Origin of the sequence: Streptomyces sp. WZ-12, from assembly GCF_028898845.1 — a bacterium.
Classification (GTDB): domain Bacteria; phylum Actinomycetota; class Actinomycetes; order Streptomycetales; family Streptomycetaceae; genus Streptomyces.
On sequence record NZ_CP118575.1, the window covers coordinates 219,360 to 242,354 of the forward strand.

Genomic DNA, 22,995 nt, shown 5'->3' on the forward strand with positions numbered 1-22,995 from the left:
CCTCCTGGCCCGTTGCGTGACTCGACACCACACAGCGTGAAAGGGAGGCCGTCGTCATGTCCGGGAGATTCCCATGTGGGTGAACGCCCCAGCCTCCCGAACGATCACCGAAGGTTTAATTTCAAGTTAAGAGCGTGCGTGGATAGGGCGAGGGCGAGGTTCCGAACGCAGGTGCAGGCACGGGGCTGCGCGATCATGTGAGTTCCTACACCCTGTGATCGTGGGGGCTCCGTGCCTGCTTTGCCATCATGGCTCACCGACCCGCTCTGGTTCCAGTTCGAGGCTCTGCTGCCGGCGCGTGAGGAGTTCGATCCGTCGCATCCGCTGGGCCGCCACCGTCGGCGTATCGGCGACCGCACGGTCTTCGACAAGCTCGTACAGGTCCTGGTGTTCGGCTGCGGCTACCGGAAAGTCGCCGATGGTTCGTGCTCGGCGACGACGATCCGCACGCGCCGTGACGAGTGGGTCAGATACGGGGTGTTCGAACGCCTGGAGCTGATCGTGCTGCAGGCCTACGACCGTTTCGTGGGGCTGGGGCTGTCGGACCTGCCGGTCGACGGCTGCCACACCAAAGCGCCCTGCGGCGGCGACGTTGCAGGTCCCTCGCCGGTGGACCGGCGCAAGGGCGGCATGAAACGCTCCGCAGCCACCGATGCCGGCGGCATCCCGCTCGGCACGGTCACCGCCCCCGGCAACCGTCACGACTCCCCACTGCTCGGCCCGACGCTGGAAAGACTCGAACGTCTCGGGCCGCTCCCGGACGATGCCACCGTCCACCTCGATGCCGCCTACGGCACGGACAAAGGAGCGAAAACGGCGGCTGAGCACGGGCTGCGGGCCCAGGTCGCTGTCAAGGGTGTCGCCGCCCCGATCCAGAACACGAAAAGGTAGCCGGTCGAGCGCACGAATGCCTGGGGAAACCAGTTCTTCAAAATCGCCCGCTGCACCGAACGCCGCACCGAAGTCGCCGACGCCTACCTCTCGTTGGCACACGCCGTCATCACTCTGCGTCGCCTCATCCGCCGCACATGGACCCTCTACCGCTGGGACACACGCCCCCGAAAACGACCCTGACCCCCGCCCTATCCGCGCATGCTCTAAGTTGAGACAGGACAGGGATGTCTGGTCTCTCATTTCTGCGAACAAGCGTGTCGATTTTCATTTTGCTCCCACTCTCCCTGCCGGCGGCCAACCGGCTGTTGCCCGGCAAGGTCACCAAGTGGGATACTTCATCACTAACTTAATAATCAGCCACATTAATCCCAGGCGGGGGGTCCTGGCCTGGCGTCACGACGCCCGCAGAGCCGACCTTCGCCGAGGCTGACAACTAAAGCGTGCTACCTGCCCCTGCATGAAGTTCGGCCGCGATGGCGCAGCAGGGCAGGCTGCCCGTACGGATCTTGGAGTCATCCTCGCGGAAGACGGTAAGGAGTCGTCATGTATGCGACTAGAGCATTAAAGTCAGACCGCCCGACCAGTCGGCAAATCCAGGCCGATAGAGAAATGCAGCAACGGGGAAAGGCTGCATTAACACGGCCAACCCCCCTGAGCCTCTTGCGATACATCGATGGCGCACTGGAGCCCTATGTGGGGGCGATATTCTTACAAGGTGAGATTATCCCTGGTCGCCGAGCTGCTGACCTCCTTAAAATCATATGGGAGAATCGCTGGGAGCCGATTTCAAGAGTCTGCAAGGAGAATAAATACACCATTTGTGTTCGGGTGACTGGCGAACCCTCTATCCGACGAATTACAGAAGAGACCAAACCGAAGCCGCACACCATCCTGGAGAAGTCCATCAAGGAAAGTTCCGTTAAGGCGAAATATGGAGCGCGCGCGGAGAGCGTTATGTTATGCAGTGGCTGTATAGTCAGGACCTGGACGGATTTGTCGGACATTGGGACGAGCTGGGCCTTGCGGGTGTTCGAATCGATAATCCCCCTCAAGGCGTCCTGGACATGGACATCGTGCAAACAGGCAAGAATGGTGAACAGTATGTTCCAATTGATACTGATGCAGAGGATGGTGGTCCAGCGCTGACCCGTCTGAAGAGCAATCCGTGCTGGAAGCAGTATCTGTACACGGGCGACTATGATCTGCACGAGGCTTACGCGGCCTTGGGTGGCGGCGGCGGACAAATACCTGAGGCCACCCCCGAGAAGGTCAAGTTGTTGAACCGACTCAACGCCGGGATAGCGAAAAATTACAGAGAAGGAGGCACGGAAAAGGTGCGCCGCAGTGGTGCCGCGGAGAAGAAGGGGGGAACCCTCCACATGCTGGAAGGGTCCGACTATGCCATGTTTCAGCACGGCGATCAAGCCACGTACAGAATGAACCAGTACCTCGAAGCGGCAGCTGCACAGAAATGGCAGGTCTCACTGGTACGAGCGGTGGCGACAGAATCCGATGAGCCCCTGGCATGGTGCCGCTTGGGGCAGTGGTACATCACAAATAACCGCATAGAACACGCGGCCCTGCGAAACCACTGGAAGCTCACTCCTCCCCACACTTGGGGAGCCGCGGAGGTGGGACGGACAGAAAAGGGAGGTTACAGGAGGGCAAAGTTTAACGCGTGACGAATGCTCCGGTATACAAGCCCAGAATTCGGAAGATTCATACCGAGACGGTGAAACCCGGAGACGCTAGCCCGTGGATCCAGCGTTCAAGAGACTCAACAAGACCCCAACGAGCTGAATCGACTGAGAGCAGGATCACAATTGTCGGGGCTGGCTTGCTGACTCAAGCTGCTGGGCCGAAGGCGTCCGCGTCTGGGGCCTGTTCGCGGAGTGGCGTGAAGTCGACGTCGAGTTTCGGGTTGTATGCGTCGGGCTGGAGCTCGTGGGTGGAGTATTCGCCGAAGCGGTTGATGTGTTCGGTCAGGTACGGCGAGATGTGGGCCAGGTCCTCCGGGGCAATCTCCCAGCCCTCCTCCAGCAGCTGCCGGACGATCTCAGCGATGTCCAGGGCGTTGTGGAAGATCACCACGTTCGTGAGCAGCGCGTTGAATTTCATTGCCTTCTCCTGCTCGACAGGGTCGTTGTCGGCAATGACGCCGCCGTTGCCGAACCCGAGCCACTGGGAGAAGCCGTTGAACGCCTCGACCTTGTTGGTCGCTGCGGTCACCCGCCGACGCAGTGGTGCATCGGAGAGGTAACGCAGGAGCTGGACGGTGCGGATTACGCGGCCGACCTCGCGGAACGCGGTATAGGTGGCGTTCTTCCGCGATCCTGAGCGCAGCCGCTTGAGCAGCGTGGACGAGGAGATGGTCGCAGACGTGCTTTCCACCTCAGCCTCACTGGGCTTCGGAGTCGTCGGCAGAACGGGAGTCTCTGGTACACGCATTTCCCGGGGAAGGGACTCCATCCAGCACTTGCGGGAGTACTCAAGCGACTTTGAAGTATACGCCGCAATCCGGAGAGGGCTTGAGAGGATCAGAGAGGCAGTAAGAGAAGAATGGATGGCGCCACTCGGGGCAAGCGTCTTGATTGCTTTCGACGAAGCCTCCGACAACCGAGCCTCTTCCGTCAACGTAAAACTTATCGACCTGGCACACACCTTCGGCATCAGAGAAGGGCTGACCCAGGAGCAGGTGACAAAATACCAGGACAGATTCATACTCGGTATATCTAACCTCATATCGACAATCGCAGAGATCTCCTCCGAGAAGCACCTGTAGGCGTCATCTACAGTACAGCCGGTGGTGTCACTGTCGGTTGCGTCGGGTGCGGTAGTTGGCTGGCCCGTGCCTGGGTTTGGTGGCGTAGGCGCCAGTGGCTTGACCTACTTTGACAGAGAGGGAATTGAGCAACGGAGTCACCCTGATGTCAGTGGCCGGGCTGAAGAAGCTCACTGCGTGCTATGGCGGCGGATGGTCTCCAGGTCGGTGGGTGAGATTCTCCCCGCTCCGTCCGATGTGTAAGCGACTAGGTCGTACTGTTCGCGGCGTGATGACGGCCGACGGCCAGATCTACTGTCAATGGCCTGCATACGTTCGATGGTTGCGGGTGCGGACTTTACCGGTTTGGCGGATCTCGCACTGTCGGCAGCGGCGAGAAGGGCATCCACAACACCGAGGACTACCTCTCGTTCACGGTGCGACAGACGGCTGGCTCGGGGAGGCATGACGAACGGCTGTGCAGGGCGGTTTCGGTAGATGCCAGCCGCCTTCTCGAGCCGGCTGCGTGGAAGGTTCAGGGCCAACGACAGGCCGTCGAGAGTCTCCTCTTCTAGTGCGCCGGTGTGCTCGCCACGCACCAGGCGCCCGATGGTTCCATGACTGACATGCCCTCGGCCCCGAGCGGCAGCCGCGCGATAGCTTAGGGGCCTTCGCGAATCCCCAAGTTCGGCCAATCGGGCCACAACGAGCTTTTGAAGATCATCGCTCATAAGACAAGCCTCCCGTCTAGTCAGAGTTAGTGCCAATCTTCACGATACGACTCCGGATCGCGGCGTGTGGCGCGCGCTTTGGACGAGTCGCAGACGTGAGCAATGAGCCTCAATGAGCTTCTTCAGCCCTGCCACTGATCGGGTGACAGAGGTCAACCCGTGACAGGCGAGGCCCTCGGACTGTTGAGCAAGATGTCTCACGTCTCAACTCGCCAGCCAGAGAGCCTCGTTGGTTACCTATCCTTGCGCACTGGACCTACCGCACACGCTCGTGGAGTGGGTCACCATGCTCATCGTCACCCAGGAGGGTGACCGCCGCTGCAAGCTCCGCCCGTCGGGACGGGCCCTGGTGGCGCTGGTCTACCTGCGGGAGCACACCACCCTCGCGAAGATCGCCGCTGGTTTCGGGATCAGCGAAGCCACCGCCCACGCCTACGTGCACAGCGTGACGGCGCTCCTCGCAGGCCGGGCACCGTCCCTGACCGGGGCGCTACGGAAAGCCAAGCCGGAATACGTCCTGGTGGACGGCACCATCGCCGAGTGCGACCGGGTCGGCGACGGCCAACGCAACTACTCCGGCAAGGCCAGACGCCACGGTGTGAACATCCAGGCCGTCACCGATCCGGCTGGAGAGGTGATCCGGTATTCGCCCGCACTGCCCGGCCGGACCGTGGACATCACCGCAGCACGGACCCATCACATCATCACGGTGTGTGAGCGATTGAAGATCCCGGCCCTGGCGGACAAGGCATACGTAGGGGCCGGCGGGACCTTCTGCACACCGTTCAAACGCCACGGCGGCCGCGAGCTGACCACTCGTCAAAGCTGCGTCAACCGCGCGCACTCCCAGCTTCGGTCAATGGCCAAGGCCATCCTAACCCTGGAGCAGCACCGCTGAAGAAGCTCAGTGAACCGTGCAGCTCAGCCTGCTGCAGATCCGCCCTCACCGGCCGGATCTGCAGCCGCAGGAACACCCGCAGGTCGCCCGGCTCGCGCATGGCCGCTATGTCTTGAGGTTCCCCCGAGATGCGGAGGATGGTGACAGAGGGTCAGATGGTTCTCATGAGAGGAACATCGACCATGGCTGCCCCCAGGAAGTACTCGCTGGAGTTGCGCGAGCGTGCGGTGCGGATGTACCGGACCTCCGACCCGAAGCCCCAGATCAAGCGACTGGCTATCGAGCTCGGCGTGCATCCCGAGGCCCTGCGCGGCTGGATCCGGCAGGCCGAGGCCGATGCCGGCGAGCGGGACGACCGGCTGACCAGCGACGAACGCGTCGAACTCGCCGCGCTTCGCAAGGAGAACGCCCAGCTCAAGCGCGCGAACGAAGTTCTGCGGACGGCCTCGGCTTTTTTCGCGGCGCAACTCGACCCGACCCGGCCCAGGTGACGGGGCTCCTCGACGAGCACCCTGACCTGGGAGTCGAGTGCGTCCTGCGGGAACTGCACATCGCCTCCTCCACCTACTACCGCTGGCGCCGCGCCGAGAAGCAGCCGTGCGAGCGGCGGCGTCGCGACGTCGAGCTGACCGAGCGGATCAAGGAGATCCACACCGAGTCCGGCGGGATCTACGGCTCTCCGCGCGTGCATGCCGTGCTGAAACGCGAGGGCACACGCGTGGGCCGCAAGCGGGTCGAGCGCCTGATGCGCGAGGCCGACCTGGCGGGCATCAGCCCGCGCCGCACAGGCTTCACGCGCCGGGATCCGAAGGCCACACTCGCCCCGGACCTGGTCAACCGGGACTTCACCGCACCGGCGCCGAACCGGCTGTGGGTCACCGACCTGACGATGATCTCGACCGGCGAGGGCCCGCTGTGGCTGTCGGCGATCCGGGACGCGTTCTCCCGCCGGGTGGTGGCCTGGGAGACCTCCGCCCGCGCGGACGCCGACCTGGTCCTGACCACGCTGGAGTACGCCCTCGCGTCCCGCGAGGTCGAGCCCGGCAAGCTCATCCACCATGCCGACCACGGCTGTCAGTACACATCCATCAAGCTCACAACTCGCCTGCTGCGGGCAGGAGTTGACGCGTCCATGGGCTCCGTCGGGGACAGCCACGACAACGCCCTCGCGGAGAACCTGTGGATGCTGATCAAGACCGAGTGCGTGCGCGGCCGCGTCTTCGCCACACGTGCCGAGGCGAACCTCGCGCTCTTCGAGTACACAGACGGCTTCTATAACTCCCGCCGCACCCAGGAACGACTCGGCTTCCTCAGCCCGATCGAATTCGAGGAGAAGTACTACGCCGAGCAGGCAACGGCCGAACGAGCGAACCTGAAACCCCGTCAACCCCTCCTGACCAGCTGATCAGCGCCTCCCGAACGACGGGGGAACCTCAGTGTGGCACAACCTGTGCGAAGCCGCTCTGAGCGAGGTCAAGGCGCACAGCGCCTGCTGGGCCACGGTGCTGGACGCGCCCATCTATGAGGGGCCCCGCGCCCAGACCACGCTGGAACGCTGGCACCAGGTCCACGGCCTGCTCGATCAGGGCGTCGGCCTGCTCGAATGCGCTCGCCGTCTCCAACTGGCCCTGAACACCGTCAAACGCTACGCCCGCGCCGATCGGCCCGAGCGCATGCTCCGCGTCCCCAAGTACCGTGCCAGCCTCGTTGATCCCTACCGCGAGCACCTGCGCAAACGCCGAGCCGAGGATCCCGGCGTCCCCGTCAAGCACCTCTTCGAAGAGATCAAAGCCCTCGGCTTCACGGGCTGCCTGAACCTCCTGCACAAGTACATCAACCAGGGTCGTGCGGACGCCGACCGCAGCCATATCTCCCCGCGCAGGCTCGCTCGGATGCTGCTGACCAGGCCCGACAACCTCAAGGTCGAGCAACACGAGCTCCTGCCCAAGCTCACCACCGCATGCCCTGAGATGACCCAACTGGCCATCAGCATCCGGGACTTCGCCCCGCTTCTCACGCCGCACGCCGACAACGCCGACGCGCTCACGCGCTGCATCGCCCAAGTCCGAGCAGCCGACCTGCCCCATCTACATGCCTTCACCCGGGGACTGGACCGGGACCTCGACGCCGTGATCGCCGGGCTCACGCTTCCGTACAGCAACGGCCCCACCGAGGGCGTCAACACCAAGACCAAACGGATCGCACGCCAGATGCATGGACGAGCAGGCTTCACCCTGCTTCGGCACCGCATCCCCCTCGGATAGCAGCACGCTCCATCACCACCGAAAGTGAGACAGGGCCCGGTCTACTGGACAGACCCCCATCACGGCGGATCGAGGCTCAGATGCACTCGCGAAAAAGGATCCCTATTTGGGTCGTTGTTCGGGAACTTCGGCGCCCCTTAAGGTGCCTTAAGGGGCGTGATCTGGCGTATCCCTTGACTTCGGACAGAACGGGGTGAAGATGGCAATACACCAGAAAACCAGAGGGAGTCGCATCCCGTTGACAGAGACGTCCGTCGACCCCGAGCGATCCCCATCAAGGCTCTGGCTAGGCTCCCGGTACAGCGCGTGCCGCTACTGGAATCGCTGGCGACGGCCAAGATTCACAGCATCGGTACGAAGCGCCGGGGGCCGTCGCGTATCTGGCGCCCGCCGTTGTTACGGGGCCGGATGGCCCTCTGTGGCAGTGTGAAACCCCCCGTTTCGTCTTGTTAGCCTGAGAGGGCTACGACAGGAGTACCAGACCGTATGGCCAGCACCAACGCCTCCGTGATAGACCCGGCCGCGAAGCCGAAGCGTCATACCTTCAGCCCGGAGTACAAGCTGCGGATCGTCGCCGAGTGCGACGCCGCCCCGGCCGGCGAGAAGGGTGCCGTACTGCAGCGCGAATGCCTGTATGGCTCTCATATCAAGGAATGGCGGGCCGCGAGGGACGCGGGCGCCCTGGATGCGCTCGCCGACCGCCGCACCAACGGTGTCCGGGCGAGGAAGGTCTGGCGACAACTGCACATAGAGGGCATCGAGGTCGCCCGCTGCACCATCGAACGCCTCATGCGCGCGCTCGGCCTGGCCAGCGTGGTCCGCGGGAAGAATGTGGGGACCACGGTCACGGACCCGGCGGCCGAGCGCCCGGAGGACTTGGTCGACGGGACTTCACGGCCTCCCGCCCGAACCAGCTGTGGGTCACCGACTTCACCTACGTGGCCACCTGGGCCGGGTTCGTCTACATCGCCTTCGTCCTGGACGTCTTCTCCCGCAAGATCGTCGGCTGGCGGGCCGACGGCCACAAACACACCGGTCTCGTCCTGGACGCACTCAAGATGGCCGTCTGGTCCCGCGACCGCGACGGGGCCGCTGACCTGCATGGACTCATACATCACTCGGACGCGGGCAGTCAGCTCAGGTTCATGGGGTCGTTGCAACATCGCTTCTCTGCAGTGAGAGTAGGTGATCGTTAAGAGCTTCTGCGCGAGTTCGCCAGCCGAGTGTCTTGCGGGGGCGGGCGTTGAGGGTGGTGGCGACGGCGTTGAGGTCGCTGCGGCCGTACCGGGCCAGGTCGGTTCCCTTGGGTGAGCTTCCCCCGCTGTGCGGGAGGTGCTGATCAGCAGGTCGGGATGGGTTGATGGGTGTTCAGGTTCGTTCGTTCGGTCGTTGCCTGCTCGGCGTAGTACTTTTCCTCGTACTCGATCGGGCTGAGGTATCCGAGCCGTTTTTGGATGCGGCGGGGGTTGTTACTGACTTCGGCTCGTCAGGGTGATCTTTGGCGAAGTCGCTGGTGAGGCGGGCGCGTTGTCTGTATCTCGTGGTGTGTGAGATATGCAGATGGGGGCGGGCTTACCGCTGCGGGACGTCAGCGTCGCGAGGCTGTACGGATGCAGGCGGTCGAGCTGTTCGAGCAGAAGATCAAGCCGCCGGAGGTCGCACGGCGGCTGCGGGTGAGCGTGAAGTCGGCCTATCAGTGGCAGCAGCTGTGGCGTCAGGGCGGCGCCGATGCGCTTGGTTCACGAGGGCCCGGTGGCGGCCGGTGCCGGCTGTCGCCACGCTGCCTGGCGAAACTCGCCGTGTATCTCGACCAGGGTCCGGCCGCGCACGGGTGGGTGGAGGACCAGGTGTGGACCGCGGCGCGAGTGGTCACGCTGATCGGCAGGAAGTTCCACGTCTCCTACAGCGTCTCGGGTGCCACCCGGTTGATGCACCGGCTCGGCTTCTCCCCGCAGGTTCCCGCGCGGCGGGTGGCCGAGCGCGACGAGCAGGCCGTGAAGGTGTGGAAGGAGGCGACCTGGGCGGAGGTAAAAGAGCCCGGGCGGCCTGCGGGGGCTACCTCTGCTTCGAGGACGAAGCCGGGTTCACCCGCAAGCCGCCCAGGGGACGCACCTGGGGCCGGCGCGGTGTGACGCCGGTTGTGACGGTCAGCGGACGACGATCGGGACGCCTGTCGGTGGCCGGGCTGGTCGCCATGCGGCCCGGCTCGCGGACCCGCCTGTGCCACCGGCTGATCGCCCACCCGGCGGGCAAGGGTAAGCGCCGCAGCATGAGCGAGCGCGACTTCATCGCGCTGATCGACGGCGCCCATCAGCTCGTCAAGGCACCGATCGTCCTGGTGTGGGACCGGCTGAACACGCATGTCTCCCGCAGGATGCGGAAGTTGATCGACGAACGGGAATGGCTGACGGTATTCCTGCTGCCGGCCTACTCACCCGATCTGAACCCGGTCGAGTGGGTGTGGGCACACGTCAAACGCAGCCTGGCCAACCTCGCCGTCGTGGCCCTGGACCGCCTCGAGGCACTCGTCCGCAACCGGCTCAAGCGCCTCCAGTACCGGCCCGACACCCTCGACGGCTTCATCGCCGGAACCGGCCTCACCCTCGATGACCCAACATCACCCTGACGAGCCGAGGTCAGTAGAAGCCGTCGATGTACTCGAAGAGTGCGAGGTTGGCTTCGGCCCTGGTGGTGAAGGTGCGGCCGCGGATGCCCTCGGTTTTGATCGTGGACCACAGGTTCTTGGCGAGGGCGTTGTCGAAGCTGTCGCCGATCGATCCCATAGATGCCTCAATGCCCGCTCTGAGCGGGCGTGTTGTGAGTTTGATGGACGTGTATTGACAGCCGTGATCGGCGTGGTGAATGAGTGTGCCGGGCTCGACCTCGCGGGATGCGAGCGCGTACTCCAGCACGGTGAGCACCAGGTCCGCGTCGGCGTGGGCGGAGGTCTCCCAGGCGACCACCCGGCGGGAGAAGGCGTCGCGGATCGCGGAGAGCCACAGGGGCCCCTCGCCGGTGGGGATCATGGTCAGGTCGGTGACCCACAACCGGTTCGGTGCCGGCGCGGTGAAGTCCCTGCCCACCAGGTCCGGGGCCAAGGTAGCCTTCGGATCCCGGCGCGTGAACCCCTTGCGCCGAGGGCTCACGCCCGCCAGACCGTCCTCGCGCATCAGGCGCTCGACCCGCTTGCGGCCGACGTGGACGCCCTTGCGTTTGAGGACGGCGTGTACACGGGGAGAGCCGTAGATCCCACCGGAGTCCGTGTGAATCTTGCGGATCTGCTCGGTCAGCTCGACGTCGCGACGTTTGCGCTCGCACGGTTCCCTCTCGGCTCGACGCCAGCGGTAGTAGGTGGCGGAAAGGACGGAGATCTCCCGGAGTACGGGCTCGACCCCCAGATGCGGATGCTCATCGATGAGCTCCATCACCTGGGCCGGGTCGGGTCGAGCTGGCCGGCGAAAAAAGCGCTGGCGGTCCGCAGGATCTCATTCGCGCGGCGCAGTTCCTTCACCTCCCGCCGCAACTGCGCAAGCTCTTCCTTCTCCTCGGTGGTCAGCGGGTCCTCCCGCTCACCACGGTCAGCCTCGGCCTGACGGATCCAGCCCCGCAAGGCTTCGGGATGCACACCGAGATCGACAGCCAGACGCTTGATCTGCGGCTTCGGATCCGCGGTGCAATACATCCGCACCGCACGCTCACGCAACTCCAACGGATATTTTCTCGGGGCAGCCATGCTCGAAGGTCCTCTCATGAAACCCATCTGACCCCACGTCAACTCCCTCCGCATCTCGGGGGAACCTCAATTTTGATCTTGTTGTTGTGGCCTTCGACGGCGCCGGAGCTGTAGTGGAGGCTGAGGCCGGCGACGACGGCGTCGAGGTCTTGGCCGAGGCCGGTGACGAAGGTGTGCAGGGCGGGCAGGTCGTCGGCCTGGACGCTCGTGATCCACTGGTTCAGGTCCCGACCCTGACGGTTGTTCATGAGCTCGGCGAACGCGCGGACGTGGTGGGCGGTGCGGTCGAGTGCGGGGCAGCGGACGAGGATCGCCTTGAGCTGCTGGGCCTGGTCATCGGTGAGACGGTCGGGATGGCGGGTGAGCCAGCTGGTCACGTCCCGCACGGACGGCGCCTTGCGGGGGGGCGTGCGGGAAGTTCTCGCGGAGCATGGCCACGTAGACCTTCACGACGTTCTCACCACCGGGGTAGCCGCGCTCGCGTACTTCCTCGAAGAGGCGGCGGGCGACGGTGCAGCCCTCCGCTCACCGCTGGTGCAGGTAGGGCTTGTAGGGGTCGAGGATGCTGGCCCGGCCGGCCCACCGGCCGACCAAGAGCTCGTCCGCGCTCGCCGCATTGGCGAAGCGACGGACGGTATTGCGGGCCAGTTCAAGCTGACGGGCGATCGCGCGCAGTCCAACGCCCTGGTCGAGGAGGGCGTTGAGGTGCCTCGAGGTTTCCGGACAGGCGTCCAATAGGATCGCCTGGAACAGGGAACGAGGAACAAGCAGTGGCACCGAGAAAGTACTCCCCGGAGTTCCGTGAGGAAGCCGTCCGGATTGCCTTGAGTTCGAGCAAGACGGTCACCGAGGTCGGCCGGGAACTCGAGATAAATCCGGAGACGCTCCGTGGCTGGATGAAGAAGCACCAGAAGCGGAATGAGTTGCCCGCCGATGCCGGCCTGCCCGTCAGTGAGCGTGCGCGACTGAAAGAGCTGGAACGGCGCAACCACGAGCTCGAGATGGAGAACGCCTTCCTGACAAAAAGCCGCAGCGTACTTCGCGAAGGATCCCCGGTAGCGAGCAAGTACGAGTTCATCGATGAGATGCGACTTGATACGGCGGAGTACGTCTACAGCGTCGAGTTCATGTGCAGCAGACTCGGCGTTTGCAGATCCGGCTACTACGAATGGCGCGACCGTCCAGAATCCGCAACAGCCAAGCGGCGCGAGGAACTGAAAATGCTCATCAAGAAGGCATTCGAGGAATCCGACAGCACCTATGGCTACCGGCGCGTCCACGCCCAGCTGGCCCGCTGGGGCCGCGCCGTCGGCCCGGAGCTGGTCCGCCGCCTCATGCGCGAGATGGGCCTGGAACCCTGCCAGCCGAGGCCGAATCGTTTCGGCCTCACCCAAGCCACGGCCAGCCTGGTGCCAGACCTTGTCGGCCGCGACTTCACCGCCGACACACCCGGCGAAAAACTTGTCGGCGACATCACCTACATACCGACGACAGAGGGCTGGCTTTATCTCGCGACCATTATCGACTGCTGCAGCAAGGAAGTTATCGGCTACGCAATGGATGACCACTACCGGACGCCGCTCATCGTCCGGGCTATCCGTAACGCGGCACGAAACCGCAAGCTCACCAAGGGCGCGATATTTCATAGCGATCGCGGCAGCAACTCCATGTCCACCGAGTTCGCAGATGTCCTCAAGAAGCTTCAACTCCGAAAGTCCGCCGGGCGCACGGGGATCTGTTTCGACAACGCGATGGCCGAATCATTCTTCGGAGTCCTCAAGAACTAACGCGTATCGCGCGTCACGTACTTGACCCGCGAGGCCGCACGACAGGACATCACTCGATACATAGAATAGAAGCTGCGAATAGCCGCGTGAAATAGACCGCCAGACGACTGTCCGGAAAACGCGAGGCCCCTCAGGTTGCCGCCGACGGCCTTCTCATGCTTCTCGTGGCCGAGATGGTCGGCGAACTCGCCTTTGAGGGCGGACGCGAGGATCTTCTTCGTGAGCTGCAGCAGCCCGCCCTGGCCTGTCAGCCGGATCCCGTCGGCCTTCGCACGGTCCACCAGCTGGCTGATCAGCTGGTCGTCCAGAGCATCCGGAGCCCCCGCGGGCTTCACTTCCTCGACGGCCTCACCCGAGATGATCACGCCTGTCATCAGGTGTTACTTCCTGCTCGAAGATCCACCGTAGACCGTACAGCCCCGGCTCTCTGACGAAGCCCTCGTGGTCGCCACCCGCTGCTTGGCAGCGGCTGAGATCGGGGGGATATTATAGAGAGCTGACTCAACGAGTGTTCATCCGGTCTGCCATGAGCAGTGGAACACCGAGCGCGTGTCAACTCACGGCCAGTGTTTATCCGGCAACTGGCCGTCAGACTGCGGAATTCCCGGACGCGGGAGCGCCACCGATGACCTACCTCTTCCGAATGACCTGACCTGTCAGGAGCCGATCCAGCTGGGTTTCTATTGCCGACGTCTATACCATCGGAGGTTGGACCTGTCAAAGAGGAAGAATCGAGCAAAGGGCATGTCACTGTCGGCTGAGGCATCATGAAGAAGACAGTCTCCGTCTCCAGTCTTGCCCACCGATAATACACTCCTCTGTTCTTGACGCCGGGACGTTTATTCACAGCCCCCGGATCGGACCCGCCTACAGGCCCGTAGCCTGTGGAAGCATTGCAGGTGACGTTCGTTATGAATAAGCCTCTGGCCGTGTCCACACGATCGGCCCTAACAACAACGCTACTGGCGACGAACAGACCATCACTGGCCTCGGGCCTGCTGGTAACTCCGCTCTATCCTCCCGATAACTTAGGGGGAACTCATGTGTACCTTTCCTGATTCTGCCTCTTACTGGCTTGAATACCTACCAAGAGTGGAAGACACGCCCGAGCGCACGCGCCTGGTCGACTACGAGATCCTGGAGCTGGCAACGCTATTCCGAGCAGGGCATACCACCTCTGTGGAAGTGACGCAGGAATACCTGAGGCGGATCGACGAGTTCAACGGCCCTTTTGAAACCTACGACGAAAATGGCGGCTATAACGCGTTCGTCCGGGTCGACCACGACGCCGCACTACAGCAAGCCACAGACGCAGATGCCCGCCTGCGTGACGATCCGCAGGCTCCGCTGCTGTGCGGCATCCCTGTGGGAGCCAAGGACTCCATCGCTATCCAGGGCATGGAAGCTAAGAACGGCACTCACCTCTTCGACGGCAACCTCGCGGACAAAGATGCGGCTGCAGTAGCAGCCTTGCGGAGCGATGGCGCAGTGGTGCTGGGCCACACAATCGCCTCGGAGTTCTCTACCCACACCACAGGCACATTCGCGGGCAACGCCTGGGACCCGCGCTACATCCCCGGTGGCTCGAGCCAAGGTTCAGGCGTCGCTCCGATAGCACGCCTGGCGGCAGCAGCGATCGGCGTCGAAACCGGTGGTTCGATCGTCACCCCGGCCGCCTGCAACGGTGTCAGCGCGATCAAACCGACTCTGGGACTGGTATCCGAAAGCGGCGTGATGCAGGGATCGCCTGGTATGGATGTTGCTGGCCCCATGGCACGCTCCATGCGTGACGCATCACTGCTGCTGAACGCAATGACTCGGTTCGACCAGCGAAACAATCCCGCCACCCTCGGCCCAGCACCGACGTACCCTCTAAAGCCGCAAGAAGCAGGAGAGCCTCTTGCCGGACTGCATATCGGCATCCCCCAGAGCGACTGGATGGGGGGAACCTCCGTTGGCCCCGGACGGCGACCACCTGCCGACACCTACGACACTGACTACCGCACCGCGTTCGAACGATGCAAAGAAGAGCTGCGGGCCCTGGGCGCCGAGGTATATGAGTTCGAGGGGCTCGATCTGAGCGACCCCGACCACGACCCGTTCTCCAACGGCGAGTTGCAAGAGATCGACGGCATGCTGTTCACTGCTGCGCTGGCCAACCGAGGCCTCAACCAACGACGTTTGCGTCAGTTGGAAGCCGTGCGCGCATTTGCTGAAACCCGGCCGAACGGTCAGGAGCTCATCTATAAATACGCAATCGATTTCCTGATTCCGCGATATGCGCAACTATCATTCGCAACGCAACTGGCTAGTGAGCGTCGCCGCCGACTGCTGTGCGACGGCTACCAAGCTGCCTTAGAACAGGCAGATGTAGACTTCATGTTAGTTCTTCCGCTGGGGGCTCACATTCCAGTTCGCTTCCAGCCAGAAAACCCAAACTATGAACCCTCACACACTAATCAGCGCGCATTTTACTCCCACCCGAATCTTATGGGATGGCCGATGGTTACCTTCCCGATCGGGTTGGGGAATAGCCTTCCCCTGCCAATCACCGCGGCCTTCTGGGGCCCACGCTTTAGCGAACCCTTACTGACCCAGGCAACGATCGACTACCAGCATCACTATCCCGACTACCACCACCTCGCCCCGCCAGATCCGTTATTCGGTCCAGCTACGAAGAGGCCTCCTCAACAACCGCGTGTGGGGCCGCTCACCTCGATGACCACCGCAGATCCACTGGGATGGGAGCTGACTACGATGGCGGCAATGCTCCAGTGAACGCTTCTCATCCTGCGGCACGCGGGTGATGACGGGTCCGTGACGTGGCAGGCCTCCTGGTCGTTCCGTTGCCGATCTCACTCATCAACGTCCGGACGCAGGAGCCCTATTGGTCCCGTATCGTGCCATGCTCGATGTCCCGCACGAGGTCGTTGAGCACGTCTCGAGGCTGGTCTACGCCCGAAGGTGTGAGCTAAACGCCCGCTGGCGCAGGCTCGGCTGCTTCCGCCAAGCCCTCCTCGCCCTGGTACTGCAGGAATGACCTTCCCCTCGTAGTGTGGAGGCGTGGCTGAAGGGGAAGTTGAGGATCATGGGTGGGAAGCGACGGTCGTATGACGCGCCGTTTCGTGAGGGTGCGGTGCGGATCGTGCTGGAGACCGGGAAGCCGGCCGCAGAGGTTGCGCGGGACCTGGGCGTGCACAGTCAGCTGCCGTCCGTACTGGGTGGAGCGGGTGCACTGATCGCGCACGGGGCAGGGTGCGCAAATGGCGGTCGCGAAGCGGATGCGGAGCGCGTCCCGGCCGTTGTTGTCCACACCTTGTGTCCAGTGCCTGCTCGTGGCGCCGGTCGGGCAGACGGCCTGCCTGGCCTGCCAGTCGATGGCGAAGGCGGTCTTACCGAAGCCGCCGCCCCGGCTGCCTGCAGGGTGTTGTTCGACCGGGCCGGCCCGGTGACTGTGACGCCACGGGAGACCGGTGCGGTCAGCAGCAGCTCGGCAGAGGTGTATCCTCTCGGTGTGAGGTCTCAGGAGATGCTTGACCGTTTGTGCTCTGGACATGGTTGACACGTTCGGCTGAATGCCCGTGATCTCCCGTCCCCTTGCGGGGCAGGAGTGCTTCCGTAAGTGGTCGTGGATGTACAGCAGTTGGCCGAGTACCGCTACCGGGCCGTGCGCGAGGTGCTCGGTGGGTCTCCGGTCGCCACGGTCCCGTCCCGGCTGCGACCTGAGGACATCGCCTACCTGACCATGCGCTACGGCGCCCGGCCGGCCGGTCCCGAGCCCACATCCCCCGCCCTGCCCCGGGCCCGCGGCGGAACGGCCATCCTCGCCGCCGGCGAACCGATCGAGGTCGAACGCAAGGTCCTGCGGGACGGCATCGTCTGTCTGGCCGGCGGTCGCTACAGGTCGGCTTTGCCCTGGCTGGACGCACGATCACCCTCCGGCTCGACGGGCACCTCATGCATGCCATCGCCGACAACGCCCTGATGGGAACGTGGCCCTGCCCCGTTCCAGCCAACCGCCTGGAGCAGACCCACGGGGCTCGGACAGCGGCTTCCCCGCTACCCCCTCCGCCCCTGCCGACCGGTGCCATCCAAGCCCAGCGCAAGGTGCATGCGAGCGGCCGCTTCCAGATCAACGGGCAGTTCATCAAGCTCGGCCCCCGGCATGCCGGAAAGATCGTCACCGTCGTCATCGAGGACACCCACTACCGGATCCTGCACGGAGAGGACGAACTCGCCGTCAGGCCCCGCAAGAACCTCGGACCGATCACCAGGCTCTACGTCAAAGGCATGGGCACCCAGAAGGACCGTCAAGGATCTCCTGACAACAAACCGTCAGGGAAGTCCTGAGACCTCACACCGACATATCCGGCATCCACCAGGTGCTCCGCCGGCAAGTGTTCAAATCTCGGTCAAACCCGGAGCGGTTCAGTTCTTGCCATCACGGGGCTGGTTGCCCGGCGCAAGACCTGCCTGGTAGGCGAGGATGGCGGCCTGCGTCCGGTTCTCGAGCCCCAGGTGTGTCAGCATGCGCGACGCATACGTTTTGACACTGGCGAGGGAAAGGTGGAGTTCCGCAGCGATCCTCTGGTTGGTGTAACCGGCGCCGATGAGGGCGAGGACGGCACGTTCGCCGTCCTTCAGCGAATCGATCTTCTCCTGGAGGCCGCTGGAACTCGTTGGTTTCCTCGCATGGGCTCGGCTCACCAGCTTGGCCGTGATCTCCGGTGACATCACCGTGCCGCCCATCGCCACCATCCTCACTGCAGTGACCAGTTCCTCGGACCTGAGGTCCTTCAGCAGGAAGCCTGAGGCACCCGCGTTGAGGGCCTCGATCACCAGATCGTCGGTGTTGAACGTGGTCAGGGCCAGCACCTTCGGGGGGCTTTCGAGCCGCATCAGCTTGATGGTGGCCTCGACACCGCCGATGCGCGGCATACGGAGCTCCATGATGACGACATCGGGCTGGTGCTCCTGGGTTGCGCTGACCGCCTCTACCCCGTCTGCCGCCTCCCCGACGACGACGAACTGGTCGTCCGCCTCTAGAACGGAACGCAGCCCAGAACGGATGAGGCTCTGGTCATCGACAATCAGAACGCGGATGGCCATGGGTCTTCCTTCATTGTGGCAAGGGGCGTACTCACCCTGAAAGTCCACCCTTGGGTCGACGACGTGCCATGAGGCACGAGATGCAGGGTTGCGGCCCGAGTTTCCGGGGTGAGGGCTTCGGCAGCAGCGCGGTTCCGCTGCCCTGATGGTGCTGTGCGCCTATGGGTGGCTTCGTTGAATGGATGGGCAGAGCCCTGCCGGGTCCGAGCAGGAGATCCCGGAGCTCTTCGCGGGCTGCGGCAAGCGTGTCAGTGCCTTGGATTTGATCGCTTCGGTGCGTGTCAAGTCAAATGAGACGTGTGTGACGTCATGAGGCTTGTGGTTGAGGTTGCTGGCGTTTGGCGGGGTTGTTGATCCATGCTTGCGTTGGGATCTGGGGGGGCGCAGGGTGAAGCGTTCGGGGTGGCGCTCGTATGCCTCGGTCAGGGTGATGGCCCGTTGGTCGTGGACCTCGGCGGCGGTGCCGAAATGCGCCGAGGCGGGGGTGTGCAGGCCGATCCCGGAGTGCCGGTGCTCGTGGTTGTAGTAGCTGATGAACGCGTCGAACCAGTCCCGTGCGTGCGCGAGGGAATCGAACCTCTCGGGGAAGTCCGGTGCGTACTTCGCGGTCTTGAACTGGCTTTCGGAGTAGGGATTGTCGTTGCTCGTCTTCGGCCTTGAGTGGGACCGGGTGACGCCGAGGTCGATCAACGGCTGAGAGACCTTCTTCGAGGTCATCGAGGTGCCGCGATCCGCGTGCACGGTCTCGGGCACGATGCCGTTGCGGGTGATGGTCTCGCGGATCAGCTCCTCGGCGCGGTCGGCGGATTCGGCCCGCTCGACGGTGTGGCCGACCACATAGCGCGAGTAGATGTCGATGATCACATAGGCATGGAACCAGCTCCCTTTCTCCGGCCCGGCGAGCCTGGTGATGTCCCAGGTGAAGACCTGCGACGGTGCGGTGGCGACCAGCTCGGGCACCGTCTTGGCCGGATGGGTGGCCTGACGGCGTCGTTCACCGCTTTGCCCGGCCGCCCGAAGGATCCGGTACATGGTGCGGATGGAGCAGTGGTAGCGGCCTTCGTCCAGCTCGCGGGCCCAGATCTGCGCAGGCGCAAGTTCGGCATAGCGCGGGCTGTTCATCAACGCCAGCAAGGCGGTGCGCTCCTGGGTCGACAGTGCCGAGGCCGGTGTGGGCCTGGGATTCTTCGGTTTCGGCTCTGCCGGATGCAGCCAGCGGTGGTGGGTGGCCCGTGAACGGCCGGCCAGTCGGCACGCGGTCCGATGCCCACGTACTTCTTCAACTCCTCAACGAGCTCGGCGAGATGCTCGTCGAGGACGTGGTTCAGTCCGTGCTCTCGGAGAGTAGTTCCAAGAGCTTTACCCCTTTTCCCATCACCTCCAGCGCGGCGTCTCGCTTCTCCACCTCCCTCTCCAGACGCGCGATACGCCGCCGCAGCTTCCCGTTCTCGATCTCGGCTGCCGGCCTCTTCGGCCGCACGCCCGCCGTCCGCCGGTCGGCCAGGGCACCCAGAGCACTCGCATCCCGGGCGGCCCGCCACTCCTTGACATGGGAGTCGTACAGACGCTCACGCCGCAGCACAGCCCTCTTCTCCCCCTTCGCGGCGGCGTCGTACTCCTCAACGATCCGCAACTTGTACTCCGGACTGAAGGTACGGCGCCTCGGCCTGGCAGCCGGATCTATCACGGGAATGTTCTCGCTGGTCATACCGAGCTGGTCTCCTATCGCGCCCTATCAGGCTAACAAGACAAAACGAGGCGTTTCACACCACGCTGTCACAGAGGGCTTCGACGAGGTCGTCGAGTTGCAGCGCATTGGTGTTGAGGATTGCTGCGGCAGATACAGGGCCGCATTAAAGCCTTTGGACGCCGGCTGGAAAGACCTCGTCGAACGTTCCACCGCGCTGCACTCGGTGGGACGTTCCATCGAGGCTAGGTCGTTTCTGATGGCTCTTGCTGGGGTGGTGGATCAGTGCTCTGGCTGGGCAGTTGCGTCGTTTGGTGCGGCGACATGAGCTCACGGACGCGCAGTGGCAGAAGATTGAGGCTTTACTGCCCGCCAATGGCAAGCCTGGCCGGCAGTGGGCCGATCACCGCACAGTGATCAACGGGGTGCTGTTCAGAGCCCGTACCGGTGTTCCCTGGCCGGACCTGCCCGAACGGTACGGCCCCTGGCAGACCGTCTACGAACGCCACCGCCGTGAGGTTCCCCCGTCGTTCGGGAGGCGCTGATCAGCTGGTCAGGAGGGGTTGACGGGGTTTCAGGTTCGCTCGTTCGGCCGTTGCCTGCTCGGCGTAGTACTTCTCCTCGAATTCGATCGGGCTGAGGAAGCCGAGTCGTTCCTGGGTGCGGCGGGAGTTATAGAAGCCGTCTGTGTACTCGAAGAGCGCGAGGTTCGCCTCGGCACGTGTGGCGAAGACGCGGCCGCGCACGCACTCGGTCTTGATCAGCATCCACAGGTTCTCCGCGAGGGCGTTGTCGTAGCTGTCCCCGACGGAGCCCATGGACGCGTCAACTCCTGCCCGCATGTCAATCCCCTGGAAACGTGGAGGACTTCCTTATGCTGCTCGGTCTTCCTGGTGCGCCCGCATCCGGGCTTCGGTGATCGTCCGTTCGAACTCCACCGGGGGCAGTCCGCCGGCGGCGCTGTGCCTGCGGCGGGTGTTGAAGAAGTCCGTGATCCATGTGGCGATCTTCAGTCGGGCCCCGGCACGGGTGGCGAAGCGGTGCCGGTGGATGTATTCGACCTTGATCGAGGAGTGGAAGGATTCGGCGGCCGCGTTGTCCAGGGCCGAGCCCACGCGCCCCATGGACTGCACCACACCCAGCCGGTCACACAGGCTGTTGTACGTCTCGCTGGTGTATTCCGACCCGCGGTCCGAGTGGAAGATCACGCCGTCCACGGCGCCACCCCGTGTCGCGGCGGCCATCTGCAGCGACACGCTGACCAGGGCTGCATCGTGCCGCTCACCCATCGCGTAGCCGAGCACCCGGCGCGAGAACGCGTCATGGACGGAGGAGAGGTAGAGCTTGCCCTCGCCCGTTTCGATCTCCGTCATATCGCCCCACCACAACACGTCCGGGGCGATCGCGTCGAAGCGACGAAGCACCAGGTCACGGGCTGCTTTCCGCTTGCCCTGACGGGGCAGGTTCTTCCGTCGGCGCGGGGGTTTGCGGCCCTGGAGCCCGAGCTCGGCCAGCCCCTGGGCGACAGTGTTCACCGAGACCTGCCAGCCCTCGGCCCACAGGTCCAGCGTGATCCTCGGCGAACCGTACGTATTCCCCGACGCGTTGAAGAAGTGGGTGACCCTCTCGGCCAAAGCCGCGCGTCTGACCTCGCGTTTCGTCGGTTCCGACGGACGGCGGCACCACTTGTAGAACCAGGACTCGGACACCCCGAGCGCTCGGCAAGACACGGCGTGCGGGACGTGGTGCTCGGTCCGCTGGCCGGCGATGAAGCCCGCAACCGTCACTTCGTCGCCTCCTTCACCCAGAGGACCACGGAACGCTTGAGGACATCACGCTCCATGACCTTCCCCTCGTAGTGTGGAGGCGTGGCTGAAGGGGAAGTTGAGGATCATGGGTGGGAAGCGACGGTCGTATGACGCGCCGTTTCGTGAGGGTGCGGTGCGGATCGTGCTGGAGACCGGGAAGCCGGCCGCAGAGGTTGCGCGGGACCTGGGCGTGCACGAGGGCACGCTGCAGACCTGGGTCCACCGGGCCAAGGTCCGCGCGGCCGCGGAAGCATCGGGCGGTCTGAACGAGTCCGAACGCGGGGAACTGCGCCGGCTGCGTGAGGAGAACCGGCAGTTGCGCAAGGAGAACAGCGAGATCGGGATGGAGCGTGATGTCCTCAAGCGTTCCGTGGTCCTCTGGGTGAAGGAGGCGACGAAGTGACGGTTGCGGGCTTCATCGCCGGCCAGCGGACCGAGCACCACGTCCCGCACGCCGTGTCTTGCCGAGCGCTCGGGGTGTCCGAGTCCTGGTTCTACAAGTGGTGCCGCCGTCCGTCGGAACCGACGAAACGCGAGGTCAGACGCGCGGCTTTGGCCGAGAGGGTCACCCACTTCTTCAACGCGTCGGGGAATACGTACGGTTCGCCGAGGATCACGCTGGACCTGTGGGCCGAGGGCTGGCAGGTCTCGGTGAACACTGTCGCCCAGGTGCTGGCCGAGCTCGGGCTCCAGGGCCGCAAACCCCCGCGCCGACGGAAGAACCTGACCCGTCAGGGCAAGCGGAAAGCAGCCCGTGACCTGGTGCTTCGTCGCTTCGACGCGATCGCCCCGGACGTGTTGTGGTGGGGCGATATGACGGAGATCGAAACGGGCGAGGGCAAGCTCTACCTCTCCTCCGTCCATGACGCGTTCTCGCGCCGGGTGCTCGGCTACGCGATGGGTGAGCGGCACGATGCAGCCCTGGTCAGCGTGTCGCTGCAGATGGCCGCCGCGACACGGGGTGGCGCCGTGGACGGCGTGATCTTCCACTCGGACCGCGGGTCGGAATACACCAGCGAGACGTACAACAGCCTGTGTGACCGGCTGGGTGTGGTGCAGTCCATGGGGCGCGTGGGCTCGGCCCTGGACAACGCGGCCGCCGAATCCTTCCACTCCTCGATCAAGGTCGAATACATCCACCGGCACCGCTTCGCCACCCGTGCCGGGGCCCGACTGAAGATCGCCACATGGATCACGGACTTCTTCAACACCCGCCGCAGGCACAGCGCCGCCGGCGGACTGCCCCCGGTGGAGTTCGAACGGACGATCACCGAAGCCCGGATGCGGGCGCACCAGGAAGACCGAGCAGCATAAGGAAGTCCT

At 64.0% G+C, this 22,995-nt stretch carries 18 protein-coding genes and 12 pseudogenes; 17 read left to right on the forward strand and 13 right to left on the reverse strand.

Annotated features, from left to right (window positions below):
• Positions 1 to 231: 231 nt before the first annotated feature.
• A pseudogene (locus PV796_RS41130) lies at positions 232 to 1,074 on the forward strand (IS5 family transposase).
• A gap of 779 nt (positions 1,075 to 1,853) precedes the next feature.
• Positions 1,854 to 2,576 carry a hypothetical protein gene (locus tag PV796_RS41135; protein ID WP_274919571.1) on the forward strand — a complete coding sequence of 241 codons (723 nt, stop codon included), beginning with the start codon at positions 1,854 to 1,856 and terminating at the stop codon, positions 2,574 to 2,576.
• A 163-nt stretch (positions 2,577 to 2,739) separates the two neighbouring features.
• Here PV796_RS41135 and PV796_RS41140 read toward each other — a convergent pair.
• Positions 2,740 to 3,264 (reverse strand): annotated as a pseudogene (locus PV796_RS41140) (Tn3 family transposase); the annotation flags it as partial.
• On the opposite strand from PV796_RS41140, the gene PV796_RS41145 reads away from it, so the two are divergent.
• The 6 genes and pseudogenes from PV796_RS41145 to PV796_RS41170 form a co-directional block, all read left to right on the forward strand.
• On the forward strand, positions 3,263 to 3,676 hold the full coding sequence (locus PV796_RS41145; protein ID WP_342456992.1) for an inositol polyphosphate kinase family protein: 414 nt from the start codon (positions 3,263 to 3,265) through the stop codon (positions 3,674 to 3,676). The pseudogene PV796_RS41140 and the gene PV796_RS41145 sit on opposite strands and share 2 nt — an antisense overlap.
• A 939-nt stretch (positions 3,677 to 4,615) precedes the next feature.
• Positions 4,616 to 5,284 (forward strand): transposase, encoded by a 669-nt coding sequence (locus tag PV796_RS41150; RefSeq protein ID WP_274919574.1) that lies wholly within the window; start codon positions 4,616 to 4,618, stop codon positions 5,282 to 5,284.
• Between the two features lie 182 nt (positions 5,285 to 5,466).
• The gene (locus PV796_RS41155; RefSeq protein WP_274919483.1) at positions 5,467 to 5,775 is read left to right on the forward strand and encodes a transposase; all 309 of its coding nucleotides are present in this window, start codon (positions 5,467 to 5,469) and stop codon (positions 5,773 to 5,775) included.
• Entirely contained in the window at positions 5,772 to 6,689 is a 918-nt protein-coding gene (locus PV796_RS41160; RefSeq protein ID WP_274919486.1) for an IS3 family transposase, read from the forward strand. Before PV796_RS41155 ends, PV796_RS41160 begins: the two co-directional genes overlap by 4 nt.
• Positions 6,690 to 6,720: 31 nt before the next feature.
• A pseudogene (locus tag PV796_RS41165) lies at positions 6,721 to 7,548 on the forward strand (transposase); the annotation flags it as partial.
• Positions 7,549 to 8,268: 720 nt separating this feature from the next.
• Positions 8,269 to 8,684 (forward strand): annotated as a pseudogene (locus PV796_RS41170) (DDE-type integrase/transposase/recombinase); the annotation flags it as partial.
• Between the two features lie 7 nt (positions 8,685 to 8,691).
• Here the strand turns inward: PV796_RS41170 and PV796_RS41175 are convergent.
• Positions 8,692 to 8,856, reverse strand: a pseudogene (locus tag PV796_RS41175) (IS30 family transposase); the annotation flags it as partial.
• A 239-nt stretch (positions 8,857 to 9,095) separates the two neighbouring features.
• Between PV796_RS41175 and PV796_RS42560 the strand changes: the two are divergent.
• A protein-coding gene (locus PV796_RS42560) for an IS630 family transposase (protein WP_446750553.1) occupies positions 9,096 to 10,174 on the forward strand; the annotation gives its coding sequence in 2 pieces (ribosomal slippage) (positions 9,096 to 9,597 and positions 9,597 to 10,174; 1,080 coding nt in all).
• Between the two features lie 10 nt (positions 10,175 to 10,184).
• On the opposite strand, the gene PV796_RS41190 is transcribed toward PV796_RS42560, so the two are convergent.
• The 4 genes and pseudogenes from PV796_RS41190 to PV796_RS41205 form a co-directional block, all read right to left on the reverse strand.
• A complete protein-coding gene (locus PV796_RS41190) occupies positions 10,185 to 10,973 on the reverse strand; it encodes an IS3 family transposase (protein ID WP_274919575.1) in 789 nt (262 codons plus the stop codon).
• Entirely contained in the window at positions 10,973 to 11,281 is a 309-nt protein-coding gene (locus PV796_RS41195) for a transposase (protein ID WP_274919490.1), read from the reverse strand. The genes PV796_RS41190 and PV796_RS41195 overlap by 1 nt, the downstream gene beginning before the upstream one ends.
• 38 nt (positions 11,282 to 11,319) lie before the next feature.
• Positions 11,320 to 11,670, reverse strand: a pseudogene (locus PV796_RS41200) (transposase); the annotation flags it as partial.
• A 136-nt stretch (positions 11,671 to 11,806) separates the two neighbouring features.
• A complete protein-coding gene (locus PV796_RS41205; RefSeq protein WP_274919576.1) occupies positions 11,807 to 12,058 on the reverse strand; it encodes a hypothetical protein in 252 nt (83 codons plus the stop codon).
• On the opposite strand from PV796_RS41205, the gene PV796_RS41210 reads away from it, so the two are divergent.
• Positions 12,052 to 13,068, forward strand: a complete 1,017-nt coding sequence (locus tag PV796_RS41210) for an IS3 family transposase (protein WP_274919577.1) — start codon at positions 12,052 to 12,054, stop codon at positions 13,066 to 13,068. The two genes, PV796_RS41205 and PV796_RS41210, sit on opposite strands and share 7 nt — an antisense overlap.
• Positions 13,069 to 13,196: 128 nt before the next feature.
• Here the strand turns inward: PV796_RS41210 and PV796_RS42125 are convergent.
• A pseudogene (locus PV796_RS42125) lies at positions 13,197 to 13,442 on the reverse strand (IS256 family transposase); the annotation flags it as partial.
• A 718-nt stretch (positions 13,443 to 14,160) separates the two neighbouring features.
• Here PV796_RS42125 and PV796_RS41220 point away from each other — a divergent pair.
• From PV796_RS41220 to PV796_RS41230, 3 genes and pseudogenes are all read left to right on the forward strand, one after another.
• Entirely contained in the window at positions 14,161 to 15,846 is a 1,686-nt protein-coding gene (locus PV796_RS41220) for an amidase (RefSeq protein WP_274919578.1), read from the forward strand.
• Positions 15,847 to 15,973: 127 nt separating this feature from the next.
• Positions 15,974 to 16,096, forward strand: a pseudogene (locus PV796_RS41225) (IS5/IS1182 family transposase); the annotation flags it as partial.
• A gap of 60 nt (positions 16,097 to 16,156) precedes the next feature.
• A pseudogene (locus PV796_RS41230) lies at positions 16,157 to 16,222 on the forward strand (hypothetical protein); the annotation flags it as partial.
• Positions 16,223 to 16,315: 93 nt separating this feature from the next.
• Here PV796_RS41230 and PV796_RS41235 read toward each other — a convergent pair.
• Positions 16,316 to 16,624: pseudogene (locus PV796_RS41235) on the reverse strand (hypothetical protein); the annotation flags it as partial.
• 129 nt (positions 16,625 to 16,753) lie between these two features.
• Between PV796_RS41235 and PV796_RS42565 the strand changes: the two are divergent.
• Positions 16,754 to 17,418, forward strand: a pseudogene (locus PV796_RS42565) (IS481 family transposase); the annotation flags it as partial.
• 78 nt (positions 17,419 to 17,496) lie between these two features.
• Here PV796_RS42565 and PV796_RS41250 read toward each other — a convergent pair.
• The 3 genes from PV796_RS41250 to PV796_RS41260 all read right to left on the reverse strand — a co-directional run bounded on the left by PV796_RS41250 (position 17,497) and on the right by PV796_RS41260 (position 19,885).
• Positions 17,497 to 18,177, reverse strand: coding sequence for a response regulator transcription factor (locus PV796_RS41250; protein ID WP_274919581.1), 681 nt, complete (start codon positions 18,175 to 18,177; stop codon positions 17,497 to 17,499).
• A gap of 159 nt (positions 18,178 to 18,336) precedes the next feature.
• The gene (locus tag PV796_RS41255) at positions 18,337 to 19,425 is read right to left on the reverse strand and encodes a transposase (RefSeq protein ID WP_446750736.1); all 1,089 of its coding nucleotides are present in this window, start codon (positions 19,423 to 19,425) and stop codon (positions 18,337 to 18,339) included.
• Between the two features lie 76 nt (positions 19,426 to 19,501).
• On the reverse strand, positions 19,502 to 19,885 hold the full coding sequence (locus PV796_RS41260; RefSeq protein WP_274919582.1) for a hypothetical protein: 384 nt from the start codon (positions 19,883 to 19,885) through the stop codon (positions 19,502 to 19,504).
• Between the two features lie 290 nt (positions 19,886 to 20,175).
• On the opposite strand from PV796_RS41260, the pseudogene PV796_RS41265 reads away from it, so the two are divergent.
• Positions 20,176 to 20,379 (forward strand): annotated as a pseudogene (locus PV796_RS41265) (transposase); the annotation flags it as partial.
• 30 nt (positions 20,380 to 20,409) lie between these two features.
• On the opposite strand, the gene PV796_RS41270 reads toward PV796_RS41265, so the two are convergent.
• The gene (locus PV796_RS41270) at positions 20,410 to 20,682 is read right to left on the reverse strand and encodes an IS3 family transposase (protein WP_446750721.1); all 273 of its coding nucleotides are present in this window, start codon (positions 20,680 to 20,682) and stop codon (positions 20,410 to 20,412) included.
• 54 nt (positions 20,683 to 20,736) lie between these two features.
• The gene (locus tag PV796_RS41275) at positions 20,737 to 21,651 is read right to left on the reverse strand and encodes an IS3 family transposase (RefSeq protein ID WP_274919584.1); all 915 of its coding nucleotides are present in this window, start codon (positions 21,649 to 21,651) and stop codon (positions 20,737 to 20,739) included.
• Positions 21,652 to 21,757: 106 nt separating this feature from the next.
• Between PV796_RS41275 and PV796_RS41280 the strand changes: the two genes are divergently transcribed.
• Together PV796_RS41280 and PV796_RS41285 are read left to right on the forward strand one after the other, a co-directional pair.
• The gene (locus tag PV796_RS41280; protein WP_274919585.1) at positions 21,758 to 22,075 is read left to right on the forward strand and encodes a transposase; all 318 of its coding nucleotides are present in this window, start codon (positions 21,758 to 21,760) and stop codon (positions 22,073 to 22,075) included.
• Complete coding sequence (locus PV796_RS41285) at positions 22,072 to 22,986, forward strand: IS3 family transposase (RefSeq protein ID WP_274919586.1); 915 nt, start codon at positions 22,072 to 22,074, stop codon at positions 22,984 to 22,986. Before PV796_RS41280 ends, PV796_RS41285 begins: the two co-directional genes overlap by 4 nt.
• Positions 22,987 to 22,995 lie beyond the last annotated feature (9 nt).